This is a genomic window from uncultured Pseudophaeobacter sp., assembly GCA_905479575.1.
In the GTDB taxonomy this organism is placed as follows: Bacteria; Pseudomonadota; Alphaproteobacteria; order Rhodobacterales; family Rhodobacteraceae; genus Pseudophaeobacter.
In genome coordinates this window covers 28,092-40,899 of record CAJQNB010000001.1, presented here as the reverse complement: position 1 = coordinate 40,899, position 12,808 = coordinate 28,092, and the positions used below count along the sequence as shown (strand labels likewise).

Here is a 12,808-nt window from a genome sequence, read left to right as displayed (position 1 = left end):
GATGACGCAGGCCCTGATCGTAATTGATGTCCAGAACGATTTTTGTCCAGGTGGCGCGCTTGCGGTCCCCGGAGGTGATGAGGTGGTGGCGCCGATCAATGCTATGATGGGGAATTTCGACACTGTGATCCTGACCCAGGACTGGCACCCGGCGGGGCATTCCTCCTTTGCGAGCTCGCACTCTGGCATGTCGCCGTTTGAGAGCGTCGGGATGAGCTATGGGCCGCAGGTTTTGTGGCCGGATCACTGTGTTCAGGGCAGCGCCGGAGCCGAATTTCACCCGGATCTGGATGTGAGCGGCGATCTGATCATCCGCAAGGGGTTTCGCCCCCTGATCGACAGCTATTCAGGGTTCTTTGAAAATGACCAAAAGACCCCCACGGGCTTGGACGGGTATCTGCGCTCTCGCGGGGTGTCGGAGCTGACCTTTGTTGGGCTGGCGACCGATTTCTGCGTTGCTTTTTCGGCCCTGGATGCCGCCAAGCTGGGTTTTAAGGTCCGGGTCGACCTCACCGCATGTCGGGGGATAGACTTGGAGGGGTCACTGGAGACGTCTTTGGCAGAGATGCAGGCTGCTGGGGTGCAATTACAACAAGTTTGAAGACCGAAACATAGTCTGCCGTCATTTTTCTTGCTACTGGTCTTTAGGAGTTTGAAAGAGTGAGGCGGCTATATTTGGCTGATTGCGCGGAGGCAACAGCACAGAATGACGACCCAAGGAAAGTCTGGCGAAGAAGAGCCTCGTATCAGCTCTTTGGCCCAACACCACGACCGATATAGCCAGCACGGGTTGTTCCGGCGCTATGTGCGTGGTCAGGTGAGGATTTTTTGGCCACGTTTGGCCTTTATTGCGCTGGTGTCTCTGATGATGGTGGTGTTTGCCTCAGTCGTGGCCGGGCTGATTGCATTTTTGGTCGCCGGTACCGTCGAGGTGATAGATGGCACATTCATGCGCTATGCCCAGCGAAAGCTGAAGGCTGGGGCTCCCAGCCGGGGATTGCGTCGCATCAGCGCGGTTACTGGCTTTCTGCAGAGTTGTGGCATGTTTGTCAGTACAGCGAGCCCCTATTGGGTGGGTTCGCTGATTGGCGAAACCAATCTGGCAGAATTAGATCCGCTTTTTGCAATTAGTGTTTTGGCGGGGGCAGCGATAAATGCGGGCCTGGTGATGCCCTACAATAGGCTAGCAACTGTGGCCCGTCTGAGCGTCTATATGCTGGCGCCCTATGTTTTGATGTTCAGTGGTGACAACGTTCTCAGCCAAATGGAATTTCAACTACGTCTCGGGGGATTGCTGATACTCGATGGGACGCTGTTTTGGTATCTGCATTTTATTAACCGCAGCTTTTCGCGCACCCGCAGCATGTTGTTGACCCAGGCCTTGCAGCAGCAGGAGCTGGAGGGCGCCTATCAGCGCTTGCTGGAGCAGCAGGTCGAGGCAAAGCGGCTGGCCTTGGTGGCACGCCATGCAAATGACAGTGTTCTTCTCATAGACGAAAACAACAAGGTAAAATGGGTGAACGAGGCCTTCACCCGGCTGACGGGATACGGCTTTGATGAAATTCTGGGCCGAGAGCCTGGTGACTTGTTGAACCATCCCGACACCAATCTAGACGCGCTTGACCAAATTCTGGAGGGGCGGCGCTCAGCGCAACCCTTTAGGATGGAGATCCTGAACCGCCACAAGGATGGGCGTGATATCTGGTTGGAAACCAACCAGGTTCCCATACGGGGGGATCAGGGCGGAGAGATGTCCTACATTGCCATCGAGCGTGACATAACGGCAGCCAAACAGAATGCCCAGCAGCTCGAAGAGGCCCGCCAGGCAGCCGAAGAAGGGGGCCGTGCCAAATCGGATTTCCTGGCCACCATGAGCCACGAAATCCGCACCCCGATGAATGGGGTCATTGGCATGGCACAACTGCTGGAAGAAACCGATCTGGATACCGATCAAAAGCTCTATGCCGACACGATTCTCAGCTCAGCCAAAACTTTGTTGGCGCTGATCAACGACATTTTGGATCTGTCAAAGCTGGATGCAGGTCAGATTTCAATCAACCCCTGTGATTTTGACCTGCACCAATGCATTGACGAGACTATTCGACTGCTGCGCACCCAGGCCGAAGCCAAGGGGCTGACCCTGGATGTTGAACGCGATGCCGATTTACCCCGCCACCTCAATGGTGACGATCACCGGCTGCGCCAAATTTTGAATAATCTGGTGGGCAATGCGATCAAGTTCACTGAACAGGGCCGGGTCAAGGTCACGGTAGAAGCAGAGCCAACACCTGGCGGTGGGGTATTGCTGAACTGGTCAATCATTGACACTGGCATTGGCATCCCAAAAGAAATGCTCACTGGCATTTTTGAGCGCTTCTCGCAGGCTGATGCGGCTATCAGTCGCCGTTTTGGCGGTTCAGGGCTTGGCTTGGCCATCTCCAGGCGCCTGGCCGAGGCCATGGATGGGCGCATCACCGTAACCTCGGAAATCGGGGCCGGATCATGTTTCACCCTTGCCCTGCCTTTTGCCCTGGCCAGCGCTGCGGACATCACTGTGGCACCAGTGCCAGAGCGGACAGGGGACACTGATGGGTTGTCTGGGCTGCGGGTGCTGGTGGCCGAAGACAACCGGGTCAACCGGTTGTTGATACAGAAGTTCCTGAAACAGACAGATCTGGAGCTGGAGTTTGCCCATGATGGCGCTGAGGCGGTAGACAAGGTCAAATCGTTCGAGCCGGATATCATCCTGATGGATGTTAGCATGCCGGTCATGGACGGATTGGAGGCGACGCGGATCATTCGCTCTTGGGGCCAGCCGCAACCGGCGATCATCGCCTTGACCGCAAATGCATTTGATACCGATCGTGAGGTCTGTCTGGCCGCTGGCATGAATGAATTTGTCACCAAGCCGATTTCCAGAACCCAGCTTTTGGAGGTTCTGGCCAGCTTTGCGCAAGCCCACCGGGTGCAAATGACAGGGTGACTGCGACTGGCTGACCAGGCCTGGGGGATCGTCACCGGAAACCCTTGGGGCCGGCCTTGCCTTGCTCTGGCTTGCTGCCTGTCCTATCAAGTCGTGACCCAACTTGCATGAGGCCGCCGGTGGATATCGCAACCCGCGTTTACAATCATAAATGGAAGATCGACCCGATCATCCGTTCCTTGATTGATACAGATTTTTACAAACTGCTGATGTGTCAGTCAGTCTTTCGCAATAAACCGCAGACCGAGGTGACATTCTCGTTGATCAACCGGTCAACCTCGGTGCCGCTGGCGCATCTGATCGACGAGGGAGAGCTGCGCGAGCAGTTGGATCATATCCGTTCTTTGTCGCTGTCCCGTGGCGAAAGCACCTGGCTGCGCGGCAATACCTTTTATGGCAAGCGCCAGATGTTTCGCCCGGACTTTATGGAGTGGTTCGAAAACCTGCGCCTGCCCGCCTATCATCTGGAACGCGTCGGTGATCAGTATGAGCTGACCTTTGAAGGCAAATGGCACGAGGTCATGCTCTGGGAGATTTCAGCCCTGGCGGTGCTGATGGAGCTGCGCTCGCGGGCGGTTCTGAATGACATGGGCCGGTTTGAACTGCAGGTGCTTTATGCCCGCGCCATGACGCGGGTCTGGGAAAAAATCGAACAGCTGCGCGATATCGACGGGCTGAGCATTGCCGATTTTGGCACCCGCCGCCGCCATGGATTCCTCTGGCAGGACTGGTGCGTGCAGGCGATGCGCGAAGGGCTGGGAAGCAAATTCACCGGCACCTCGAACTGTCTGATCGCCATGCGGCGCGAGGTCGAAGCCATTGGCACCAATGCCCATGAGCTGCCGATGGTCTATTCGGCTTTGGCAGCGGATGATGCAGCTTTGGCCCGCGCGCCCTATGATGTGTTGTCGGACTGGCATGAGGAACATGACGGCAATCTGCGCATCATCCTGCCCGATACCTATGGCACCCAGGGGTTTCTGGATCACGCGCCGGACTGGCTGGCGGGCTGGACCGGGATCCGTATCGACAGCGGTGATCCGGCCGCATGGGCGGAGGTGGCGATCAACTGGTGGCAGGAGCGCGGCGAAGATCCGCTGCAAAAGCGGGTGATTTTCTCGGATGGGTTGGACGTCGATAAAATCGCCGAGCTGCACGGGAAATTTGCCGGGCGGACCAAGGTCTCCTTTGGTTGGGGCACCCTGCTGACCAATGATTTTCGCGGCCTGGTCCCCGATGATGGGTTGGCCCCCTTCTCGCTGGTGTGCAAAGCGATCTCCGCCAATGGCAAACCAACGGTAAAATTGTCGGATAACCCGGAAAAAGCCATGGGGCCGGCGGATGAAATCGCCCGCTATAAACGCGTGTTTGGGATTGGAGAACAGGACCATATCGACGTGATCGTCTAGTCGCCCTGTATTGAGTGGTGTTCACCGCGCTTGCGCGCGGTGATGTCTCCGGCGGGAAATATTGGGAGAAGGTGAAAGCGGCGGCTTGCTCAGTCCCTCTCCAAACGTGTGATACCGGCTTGGTTTAGGGGTCAGCCGTGATGGGCCGCCACTGTTTTCAGCTGGGAAAACCCATAAAGCGCCTCAAAGCCTTTTTCGCGGCCGTGGCCGGATTTTCCAACACCACCAAAGGGCAGTTCAGCACCGCCGCCAGCGCCGTAGTTGTTCAGAAATACCTGACCGGCCCGCAGCTTCTTGGCCAGACGCATCTGCCGCGCCCCATCACGGGTCCAGACGCTGGCAACCAGGCCAAATTCGGTGCCATTGGCAATTTCCAGGGCCTCTTCTTCGGTATCAAAGGGGATCAGAACCTGAACCGGGCCAAAGATCTCCTGCTGTGCCAGCGCATGGTCCGCAGGGACATCGGCAAAAAGCGTCGGTCGCACATAGGCACCCGTTGCAGGGGCACTGTCCACAATCTGCCCCTGTCCGGCAATTTCAAGATCAGCCCCCTTGGCAAGAAAGCCTTCGACAATGTCTTTTTGCCGGTTCGAGATCAGTGGCCCAAGCCGCAGGTCGTCAGCAGCCGGGCCTACGGTCAGGTCGCCATAGGCGGCGGACATGCGCGCCTTGACTGTGTCATAGACCCCCCGTTGAACCAGAATACGCGAGGAGGCAGAGCAGGTCTGGCCACCGTTCTGAATGCCGGCATTGACCAGAAACGGCAGGGCGGCGTCCAGATCGGCATCGTCAAACACCAGTTGCGGTGACTTGCCGCCCAACTCCAAGGTCACCGGCACCACGTTCTTGCCTGCGGCCTGTTGCACCAGCGCCCCCGTGGCCACCGACCCGGTAAAGGAGATGTGATGCACCTGTGGATGGGCGGTCAATGCCGCGCCGGCTTCGGCACCGATGCCCGGAACCACATTCAGCGCCCCGGCGGGCAGACCGGCCTCCTGGGCGATATGGGCAAAGGCAAGCGCTGTCAGGCAGGCCTCTTCGGCGGGTTTCAGCACGCAGGCATTGCCCATGGTCAGGGCGGCGCCAACCGAGCGACCGATAATTTGCATCGGATAGTTCCAGGGCACGATATGGCCCGTCACCCCATGGGGTTCGCGCAGGGTGTAAACCGTGTAGCCGTCCAGATAGGGAATGGTTTCGCCATGCACCTTATCGGCGGCGCCACCGTAGAATTCGCAATAGCGTGCCAGCGCCACGGCATCGGCGCGCGCCTGTGTCAGGGGCTTGCCAACGTCGCGCACTTCCAGCGCGGCCAGGTCATCGACCCGCTCCAGCACCAGTTGGCCAATACGGGTCAGGATGCGGCCCCGCTCCAGCGCGGTCATCCGGCCCCAGTCGCCCGCCAGCGCGGCCTCGGCTGCCGCAACGGCGGCATCAATATCAGCGGCCCCGCCTCGGGCGATCTGGCACAGGTTCGACCCATCCGAAGGATCCACCAGCGCCAGCGTTTCGCCAGAGCAGGCAGGCGTCCAGACGCCACCAATCAGGCAGAGACTTGGGTCGAACCAAATTGGGGTTGCGTCAGCTGTTTTTGTGTCTGGCATAACGGAGGCTGGGATCTGCGAGTTAGGCATTATTGGGTCCTGCAATATCAAATGTGTAGCTTTTGGTCTGATGTTCGGTGAAGGGCGCGCCGGTCTGCAGAGCGCTGAGGCCGGGCACCAGGCTAAGACAGGTGCCCCAAAAGGCAGCAGCCTGTGGGGAACCTTCTGAAATGCCCATGCGCCAGCGTCCGGGAAACTCCTGCAGGATCAGGCTGGCGGCCTCTTGCCCGTGGCCCTGACGGCGATACTGCGGCACTATCATGAACTCTGACAGCTCGCGGCGGTCATCCGGCAGGTTCAGCACCAGGGCAAATCCAATGCGGGCTGCGGCGTGATGCAGCCAAAAGGCAGTGACGTCCTTGCGGTTCAACATCTGCTCCGCCCGCTTGACCGGATCAATCGGCGCGCCGGGCGCCACCTCGTGGAAATAGGGCGCCAGAACCGAGGCAAAGACTGTTTGCTCTCGGGGCAGGATCAAGGACAGTGAGACCACTATGCCGCCCCCTGTGCAAGGTCTGGCAGCTGTGGTGCTGCGGCGATCAGCGCGCGGGTATAGGGGTGTTTGGGCTCGGCAAAGATTTCTTCGGTCGGGGCGGCCTCGACAATCTCGCCTTTCTGCATCACCAGACAGCGGTCGGTGATGGTGCGCACGACGCTCAGGTCATGGCTGATGAACAGATAGCTGAGGCCATAAGCCTCACAAAGCTCTGCCAGCAGATCCAGGATCTGCGCCCGCACCGAAACATCCAGCGCCGAGACGGCCTCATCAAACAAGATCAGCTCGGGACGGGTGATGAGCGCGCGGGCAATGGCGATGCGCTGGCGCTGGCCACCGGAGAACTGATGCACGTATTTTTGGGCATCTTCCGGCTGCAGCCCAACCGCGCGCAGGGTCTCGGCAATGAGATCGCTGCGCGCCGAGCCTGTGGGCGGATCGGTCAGGGTGTAAAAGGGTTCGGTGATTAGCCGATCAACCCGGTGACGCGGGTTGAAACTGCCAAAGGGATCCTGAAACACAACCTGCATGCGGCGGCGGATTTCCGGATTCTGGGTGGTGGTGATCGCCATCCCATCCAGGCTGATTTCACCACCCTGAAGCGGCTCTAGCCCCAAAATGGCCCGTGTTAGGGTCGATTTCCCACAGCCCGACTCGCCCACCAACCCCAGGCGTTCCCCCCGGTAGAGGGTAAAGGAGACATCCTTGACGGCGCGAAAATACTCGGGCTTTGCAAACAGGCTTTTGCGGGGCAGCGGATAGTCCCGTACCGCACCCTTGATTTCTAGCAGCGGGCTTGGCGCTGGGGGCTCTGGCAGGGTCACCTGATGGTTGGAGGCTGCAAACAACATCTTGGTGTAGGGATGCTGCATATTGTGCAAAAGCTCCTGGGTGGTGCCGGTTTCCACCACCTCCCCATGGCGCATGACCACGATGCGATCGGCCAGATCGGCCACCACCGCCAGGTCGTGGGTGATGATCATCAACCCCATGTCAAATTCCCGCACCAGGTCACGCAGCAGCTCCAGAATTTGCGCCTGAGTGGTGACATCCAGCGCCGTGGTGGGTTCATCGGCGATCAGCAGCTTGGGGCGCAGGGCAATGGCCATGGCGATGACCACCCGTTGCCTTTGCCCCCCTGACAGCTCGTGTGGGAAGCGGCCAAGCGGGAAGCGATCCGCCGGCAGGCCAACCCGGTCGAGCAATTCGCGGGCCCGGGCGTGGGCCTGATCCGGCGGCAGGGCCTTGTGAATCAGGATGGTTTCCATCACCTGGTCGCCGATGGTTTTGACCGGGTTCAGCGCCGTCATTGGTTCCTGAAACACCATGCCGATGCTGTGCCCCCGCAACCCGCACATCTGGGCCTCGCTCTGGTCCAGCAGGTTGGTGCCGGACAGGGTGATCTGACCCGAGGTGGTCGCAGTATCCGGCAGCAAGCCCATGACGGTAAAAGCGGTCAGGGATTTGCCAGAGCCGCTTTCGCCGGTGATGGCGACAATTTCGCCAGCCTGCACCGACAAGGAGACCTCTTTGAGGATCTTATGGGTGCCGATCCGCAGCGAAAGGTTGGAGATATCAAGCAAGGTCATCAGCGTGCCAGCCTCAGTTTGGGGTCCAGCCAGTCACGCAGGCCGTCTCCCATCAGGTTGAGCCCCAGCACGGTGATCACAATGGCAGAGCCGGGAATAAGGGCGAGGTGCGGGGCAAAGCTCACCATGGTTTGGGCATCCGCCAGCATCCGGCCCCAGCTGGGGGTGGGCGGTTGCGCGCCAAGCCCGACATAGGACAGGCCAGCCTCGGCCAGAATGCCAAGCGAGAACTGAATGGTGCCCTGCACGATCAGCAGGTTGGCGATATTGGGCAGGATATGTTCGCCGGAAATGCGCGCCGCCCCCTTGCCCGAGACCCGCGCGGCCAGGATGAACTCACGTTCCCACAGGGACAGGGCCGCGCCCCGGGTGATGCGGGCAAAGACCGGGATGTTAAAGATGCCGATGGCGGCGATGGCATTGATGGCGCCGGCGCCAAAGATGGCGGTGATCAGGATGGCAATGACCAAGGAGGGGAAGGCAAAGACCAGATCATTGGCCCGCATGATGATTTCATCCAGCCAGCTGCCCTTGTTGGCGGCGGCGGCCAGCCCCAGGGGCACGCCCAGCCCCATGCCGATGCCGACAGCGACCAGGGCCACGGCGATCGAGGTCCGCGCCCCGACCATGATCATCGAGAAGATGTCGCGCCCAAAGTGATCGGTGCCCAGCCAGTGGGTGCCATTGGGCTGTTGCAGCTTGGCCGGGATATCCATCGCCGTATGGTCAAAGGGCGTCCAGATAAACGAGACCAAAGCCGCCAGTACCACGAGCGAAGAGAGCAGACAGCCCAGGAATAGATTACGGCTCATGTGCGGCTCCTCAGACGGGGGTCGACCAGCGCATAGGCTAGATCAACCAGAAAATTCACCGTGATCACGGCAAAGACCAGGATCATCACCACGGATTCCACCACGATCAGATCGCGCGAGGAAATTGCCTGAAACACCAGCCGCCCCAGACCCGGCAGGAAAAACACCTGTTCGATGATGATGGCGCCGGCCAGCAAAAAGGAAAACTGCAGCCCAATGATGGTCAGCACCGGGATCATCGCGTTGCGCAGGCCATGACGCCACAGCGCCTGCCGGCGGGTCAGGCCTTTGGCACGGGCGGTGCGCATGAAATCTTCGCCCAGGATATCCAACAGGGAAGAGCGCATGACGCGGGCCAGAATCGCCGCCTGCGGCAGCGCCAGGGCGATGGCGGGCAGGGTTAACGAGTGGATGGCGGCGCCAAAGCCTTCGTCCCAGCCAGCAAAGCCGCCGGCGCCAAACCAGCGCAGGTTGATGGCAAAGATTAGCACCAGGATCATGGCAAACCAGAAATTGGGCACCGCGACTCCCAGCTGAGTGGCCCCCATCACCGCCATGTCCCCGGCCTTGCCGCGACGAGCGGCGGCATAGATCCCGGCAGGAAAGGCGATCAGCGTCGATAGCGCCAGGGCATAAAGCGCCAGCGGCAGCGACACCCACAGGCGATCGGCAATCATCCCCGCAACGGGGGTGCGATAGGTATAGGACATGCCAAAGTCACCGCTCAGCAGCCCGCCCACCCAGGCGAGGTAGCGCTGTAGTTTGCTCTGGTCCAAACCCAGTTCGGTTCGCAGGGCGGCAACGGTTTCGGGCTCGGCATTGATGCCAAGCATAAAGGAGGCGGGGTCTCCTGGCGCAATTTCGATGACGAAAAAGATAACCAGCGAGGCGACTGCGAGGCTGATCACCAGCGACAGGCCGCGTTTCAAAGCATAACGAATCATAGGGGTCAGTAGGTGCTCTCAGGGCTGCGCAGATAGTCTGCGTCAGTAACATGTTCCAGCCAGTCGGCGGCCGAGCCATCCTGCTCTTCCTGCAGGGCCAGATGCACCATGGCGGTTTCTGGTGCGGCGCCGTGCCAGTGTTCCACGCCGGGCGGGATCCAGATGGTATCGCCGGGGCGCATGTGTTGCGGGGCGCGGTCACGCAGTCCAACCAGGCCCAAGCCGCTGATGATCTGCAATGTTTGTCCCAGGGGATGGCTGTGCCAGGCGGTGCGCGCAGCCGGGGCAAAGCTTACCCGCAGGGCATTGATCCGGGCGGGGGCAGGGGCAGCAATGATCGGATCCATCCAGACTTCTCCGGTGAACCATTGGGCCGGGGCTTTGCGGCTGGGTCGACTGCCCGCGGGGTAGATATCAATCATTGGTCTGGTCCTGAAATATTGAGGCCTGCCGAGCGCCAGAAATGCGGCGCCCGGCAGGGGAACGGGTGGCTTAGTCAGCCCAGCTGACGGCGGTCAGGTCGATGGCTTGGGTCGGCGCATTGGCCCAAAGCCCCTGTAGATCGGCCTTGGCCACGCTGAGAGAGGCCATCTGGAACAGGTATCCGTTCACATAGTCATTTGCGATGGTTTCCTGCGCCTGCTTGAGCATCGCCATGCGCTGATCAGGATCGGTGGTTGCGTTCAGGCTGGTCATCAGCTCCTGGAATTCAGGATTGTCATACTGAAAGTAGTAGTCCGGGCGGGCATAGATGCCGATGTCCATTGGCTCGGTATGGCTGACGATGGTGAGGCCAAAATCCTTGCCGCGGAACACGGTTTCCAGCCACTGGGCCCATTCCACATTGATGATTTCGGCCTCGATGCCAACCTGCGCCAGCTGGGCGGCGACGATTTCGCCACCGCGACGGGCATAGGAGGGGGGCGGCAGGTGCAGGGTGGTTTTAAAGCCATCTGCAAGGCCGGCCTCGGCCAGCAGCGCCTTGGCGCGTTCCGGATCATAGGCGGACTGACCGGTCAGATCGACATAGGCGGGGTGATGGGGGGCAAAATGGCTGCCGATTGGGGTGCCATAGCCAAACATGGCGCCGTCGATGATCGCCTGACGGTCAACCGCATGCGCAAGCGCTTGACGCACGCGGATATCGTCAAAGGGCGCTTTCAGGTTATTGGTCGACAGGATGGTTTCCCCCTCGGTCGACCCGACCAGGACCTGAAAACGCGGGTCTGCATCAAACTGCGGCAGGTTTTCCGGCGCCGGGAAGGCGGAAAAGGCATCTAGATCTTCGGCCATGACCGCTGCAAAGGCGGCGGTGGGATCGGAAATGAACTTGAAGGTGGCACCGTCGAGCACTGCCGGGGTGCCCCAGTAGTCGGCGTTCTTTTCCAGGGAGATGCTGTCGCCCTGCACCCAGCCGGCGAACTTGAAGGCGCCGGTACCAACAGGGGCGGTTTTGATGTCATCGATGCTTTCAGGGGCAACGATAACCGCGTCTCCCCAGGCCAGGTTGAACAGCATGTTGCCGTTGGCTTTGCTCAGGGTGACTTTGACCGTGGCGGGGTCGACGACATCCACGCTGGCGATATCGGCAAACAGGGCCTTTTGCGCGTTGGTGCTGTCTTCGGCGCGGGCGCGATCCAACGAGAATTTCACGTCCTCGGCATCCATTGTGGTGCCGTCATGGAAGGTGACACCCTGGTTCAGATGAAACGTATAGCTCAGCCCGTCAGCGGAGATCTCCCAGCTTTTGGCCAGGCCAGGCACCACAGAGCCATCGCCCATGAACCGGGTCAGCCCTTCAAAGACGTTGGAATACAGCACCTGATCAATCGCCCCGGCGGCGGCGCTGGTGGGGTCCAGATGTGGTGGTTCCAGCTGCATCCCGATGGTGACGGAATCCTTGGCAAAGGCAGTGCCAGCCATGAGAGCCAGTGTTGAACTGGCGGCAAAAACGATTGATCTGAATGTCATTTCTCAATTCCCTAGTTGCGTCTGATCCCCTGTCGCCGGGGGTCTTGGGACGCAGGTTTCCCGTTTTCTGCCGGGTAATCAAGGGGTGCGAGACATTTCGCCCACTGGAGGTGCGTCGCGTAAGTTGCTAGGCGTGCGAAAGCCGCACCAAACCGGGAAAAAACATGAGCGCGACCTCACAAACCTCTGCCATCACCGCGAGCGATATCCTTGCTCAGAAGGGAAAAGCGCCGATTGTCAGCCTGACCGCCTATACCACGCCGATGGCGCAGATGATGGATCAACATTGTGACTTTGTTTTAGTCGGTGACAGCGTTGGCATGGTTTTGCACGGGCTTTCTTCGACGCTGGGCGTCACCATGGAGATGATGATTCTACATGGCGCGGCAGTTGCGCGTGGTCTGTCGCGTGCCATGTTGGTTATCGACATGCCCTTTGGCTCCTACGAGGAAAGCCCCGATCAGGCCTTTCGCAATGCGGCCCGCTTGATGCGGGAAACCAATGCGGCGGCGGTCAAGCTGGAGGGCGGTGTCGAGATGGCTGCGACCATCCGGTTTCTGGTGGCGCGCGGCATTCCGGTGATGGCCCATGTGGGGCTGACGCCGCAGTCGATCAATACCCTGGGCGGCTATAAGGTGCAGGGGCGCGACGCCGCTGGGGCCGCCGTGCTGGCGGGGGCGCAGGCCGTGGCCGAGGCGGGCGCCTTTGCCGTGGTGCTGGAGAAAGTGCCCCAGAGCCTGGCGGATGAGATCACCGCCGCCGTTGCCATTCCCACCATTGGTATAGGAGCCTCCGCAGGCTGCGATGGTCAGGTTCTGGTGGTGGATGACATGCTGGGGCTGTTCACCGCGTTCAAGCCAAAGTTCGTCAAACGCTATGGCACGCTGGGCGTCGATGCCGAAGCCGCAATCGCCGCCTATGCAGCCGAGGTGCGCACCCGCGCCTTCCCTGCTGCTGAACATGTCTTTGCTGACCAGACAGCACCTGCAAAAGGGTAACA

General features: G+C 60.0%; 11 protein-coding genes. 4 read left to right on the top strand and 7 right to left on the bottom strand.

The window, feature by feature from the left end:
- Position 1 precedes the first annotated feature (1 nt).
- The 3 genes from pncA to pncB all read left to right on the top strand — a co-directional run bounded on the left by pncA (position 2) and on the right by pncB (position 4,392).
- Positions 2 to 601: a bifunctional nicotinamidase/pyrazinamidase gene (gene pncA, locus QZ268_RS00160; protein WP_295446541.1), complete on the top strand. Its 600-nt coding sequence runs from the start codon at positions 2 to 4 to the stop codon at positions 599 to 601.
- A 105-nt stretch (positions 602 to 706) separates the two neighbouring features.
- Complete coding sequence (locus tag QZ268_RS00155) at positions 707 to 2,983, top strand: ATP-binding protein (RefSeq protein WP_295446539.1); 2,277 nt, start codon at positions 707 to 709, stop codon at positions 2,981 to 2,983.
- Positions 2,984 to 3,102: 119 nt separating this feature from the next.
- Positions 3,103 to 4,392: a nicotinate phosphoribosyltransferase gene (gene pncB, locus QZ268_RS00150; protein ID WP_295446537.1), complete on the top strand. Its 1,290-nt coding sequence runs from the start codon at positions 3,103 to 3,105 to the stop codon at positions 4,390 to 4,392.
- 131 nt (positions 4,393 to 4,523) lie between these two features.
- Here pncB and QZ268_RS00145 read toward each other — a convergent pair whose 3' ends face one another.
- The 7 genes from QZ268_RS00145 to QZ268_RS00115 all read right to left on the bottom strand — a co-directional run bounded on the left by QZ268_RS00145 (position 4,524) and on the right by QZ268_RS00115 (position 11,808).
- Positions 4,524 to 5,996 (bottom strand): aldehyde dehydrogenase family protein, encoded by a 1,473-nt coding sequence (locus QZ268_RS00145; RefSeq protein ID WP_295446589.1) that lies wholly within the window; start codon positions 5,994 to 5,996, stop codon positions 4,524 to 4,526.
- 22 nt (positions 5,997 to 6,018) lie between these two features.
- The gene (locus QZ268_RS00140; RefSeq protein WP_295446587.1) at positions 6,019 to 6,492 is read right to left on the bottom strand and encodes a GNAT family N-acetyltransferase; all 474 of its coding nucleotides are present in this window, start codon (positions 6,490 to 6,492) and stop codon (positions 6,019 to 6,021) included.
- Positions 6,489 to 8,081 (bottom strand): dipeptide ABC transporter ATP-binding protein, encoded by a 1,593-nt coding sequence (locus QZ268_RS00135; protein ID WP_295446535.1) that lies wholly within the window; start codon positions 8,079 to 8,081, stop codon positions 6,489 to 6,491. Before QZ268_RS00135 ends, QZ268_RS00140 begins: the two co-directional genes overlap by 4 nt.
- Complete coding sequence (locus QZ268_RS00130) at positions 8,081 to 8,893, bottom strand: ABC transporter permease (protein ID WP_295446533.1); 813 nt, start codon at positions 8,891 to 8,893, stop codon at positions 8,081 to 8,083. Before QZ268_RS00130 ends, QZ268_RS00135 begins: the two co-directional genes overlap by 1 nt.
- Positions 8,890 to 9,837 (bottom strand): ABC transporter permease, encoded by a 948-nt coding sequence (locus QZ268_RS00125; protein WP_295446531.1) that lies wholly within the window; start codon positions 9,835 to 9,837, stop codon positions 8,890 to 8,892. Before QZ268_RS00125 ends, QZ268_RS00130 begins: the two co-directional genes overlap by 4 nt.
- A 5-nt stretch (positions 9,838 to 9,842) precedes the next feature.
- Positions 9,843 to 10,259, bottom strand: coding sequence for a cupin domain-containing protein (locus tag QZ268_RS00120; RefSeq protein WP_295446529.1), 417 nt, complete (start codon positions 10,257 to 10,259; stop codon positions 9,843 to 9,845).
- A 70-nt stretch (positions 10,260 to 10,329) separates the two neighbouring features.
- Positions 10,330 to 11,808, bottom strand: coding sequence for an ABC transporter substrate-binding protein (locus QZ268_RS00115; RefSeq protein ID WP_295446527.1), 1,479 nt, complete (start codon positions 11,806 to 11,808; stop codon positions 10,330 to 10,332).
- Between the two features lie 164 nt (positions 11,809 to 11,972).
- On the opposite strand from QZ268_RS00115, the gene panB reads away from it, so the two are divergent.
- The gene (panB, locus tag QZ268_RS00110; RefSeq protein ID WP_295446525.1) at positions 11,973 to 12,806 is read left to right on the top strand and encodes a 3-methyl-2-oxobutanoate hydroxymethyltransferase; all 834 of its coding nucleotides are present in this window, start codon (positions 11,973 to 11,975) and stop codon (positions 12,804 to 12,806) included.
- The last annotated feature ends 2 nt before the right edge of the window (positions 12,807 to 12,808 follow it).

Bases quoted from the DNA above. Each gene is read 5' to 3' on its own strand.
- pncA (WP_295446541.1), top strand. From the start codon at position 2: ATGACGCAGGCCCTGATCGTAATTGATGTCCAGAACGATTTTTGTCCA.
- QZ268_RS00155 (WP_295446539.1), top strand. From the start codon at position 707: ATGACGACCCAAGGAAAGTCTGGCGAAGAAGAGCCTCGTATCAGCTCT.
- QZ268_RS00145 (WP_295446589.1), bottom strand. From the start codon at position 5,996: ATGCCAGACACAAAAACAGCTGACGCAACCCCAATTTGGTTCGACCCA.
- QZ268_RS00135 (WP_295446535.1), bottom strand. From the start codon at position 8,081: ATGACCTTGCTTGATATCTCCAACCTTTCGCTGCGGATCGGCACCCAT.
- QZ268_RS00130 (WP_295446533.1), bottom strand. From the start codon at position 8,893: ATGAGCCGTAATCTATTCCTGGGCTGTCTGCTCTCTTCGCTCGTGGTA.
- QZ268_RS00125 (WP_295446531.1), bottom strand. From the start codon at position 9,837: ATGATTCGTTATGCTTTGAAACGCGGCCTGTCGCTGGTGATCAGCCTC.
- QZ268_RS00120 (WP_295446529.1), bottom strand. From the start codon at position 10,259: ATGATTGATATCTACCCCGCGGGCAGTCGACCCAGCCGCAAAGCCCCG.
- QZ268_RS00115 (WP_295446527.1), bottom strand. From the start codon at position 11,808: ATGACATTCAGATCAATCGTTTTTGCCGCCAGTTCAACACTGGCTCTC.
- panB (WP_295446525.1), top strand. From the start codon at position 11,973: ATGAGCGCGACCTCACAAACCTCTGCCATCACCGCGAGCGATATCCTT.